General features: G+C 55.5%; 1 protein-coding gene. It reads right to left on the bottom strand.

The annotated features are described in order from the left end of the window. The coding region (locus HZU72_RS23560) for a heavy metal translocating P-type ATPase (RefSeq protein WP_180096371.1) at positions 1-1,461 on the bottom strand (1,461 nt) is incomplete at both ends.

Consider the following 1,461-nt stretch of genomic DNA (forward strand, 5'->3'; position numbering starts at 1 on the left):
TTTTACCTCTGCCTCTTTAGCCTTTTCGACTATCGCATGAGCCAAGGGGTGCTCGCTGCCTCGCTCAAGACTAGCTGCCAAGCGCAAAAGCTCCGATTCAGCAATGCCTTCAGTGAGAATCACCTCGGTCACTCGTGGTTTGCCTTCAGTAAGCGTGCCGGTTTTGTCGACGACGACGGTGTCGACCTTCTCTAGACGTTCAAGAGCTTCGGCATCGCGAATCAACACGCCTAACTGGGCACCGCGCCCTACACCGACCATAATTGACATGGGGGTAGCAAGACCTAGCGCGCACGGGCAGGCAATGATCAGAACACTAACCGCCGCAATAAGGCCAAACGCCATCGGCGGGGTAGGGCCCCACAATGACCAGGCGATGAAAGCCACAACAGCAATGAGAATAACGACGGGTACAAAGATGCTGGCGACTTTGTCGGCAAGCCCTTGAATGGGTGCGCGGCTGCGCTGGGCGCTGGCGACCATTTGCACAATCTGCGACAGCATCGTGTCCTGGCCCACCTTGTCAGCGCGCATGACAAAGGATCCTTGACCATTGATGCTGCCGCCTATGACGCCATCGCCGACTTCCTTTTTCACCGCTAGTGGTTCGCCGGTAACCATGGATTCGTCAACGTTGGAGCGACCTTCCATCACTTCGCCATCTAATGGCACCTTATCGCCGGGGCGCACCCGGAGACGGTCTCCTACCTGAACTTGGTCAAGGGAGATATCTTCCTCATTGCCCTGATCATCAAGGCGTCGAGCGGTAGCAGGCGCCAAGTCGAGCAGAGCACGAATAGCGCCAGAGGTTTTTTCACGAGCGCGTAGCTCTAATACTTGTCCCAGTAAAACTAAAACGACAATCACTGCCGCTGCTTCGAAATAAACGGCCACCGAACCATCGGCTTGACGGAAGGCGTCGGGAAAGATGCCCGGTGTGAGTGTGGCCAGCAAACTGTAGATCAACGCGGTGCCGGTACCGATCGCGATTAGCGTGAACATATTAAGGCTGCGACGCACTAACGAGCGCCATCCGCGTACAAAGAACGGCCAGCCTGCCCAGGCGACTACCGGCGTTGCTAGCAGCAGTTGAATCCAGTTAGAGGTTTGCTGGGAAATAAAATGCATAAGGCCAAACACGTGGCCACCCATTTCTAGGGCAAACACGGGTAGGGTCAGTACTAGGCCGATCCAGAAACGTCGGGTCATGTCCTTGAGTTCGTCCGAAGGGCCGGTGTCGGCAGACACGGTCTCAGGTTCCAACGCCATGCCGCAGATTGGGCAGTCGCCTGGGCCTTCTCGTCGAACTTCTGGGTGCATCGGGCAAGTATAAATAGATCCCGAGGGTACTGACGTTTGTGACTGCTTGCTTGGCTCAATATATGCGTCAGGCTTGGCAGCAAACTTATCCTGACACTTTTCTGAACAGAAATACCACGTCTTACCCGCGTGATTGGCACG

Origin of the sequence: Vreelandella sedimenti (assembly GCF_013416325.1) — a bacterium.
Classification (GTDB): domain Bacteria; phylum Pseudomonadota; class Gammaproteobacteria; order Pseudomonadales; family Halomonadaceae; genus Vreelandella; species Vreelandella sedimenti.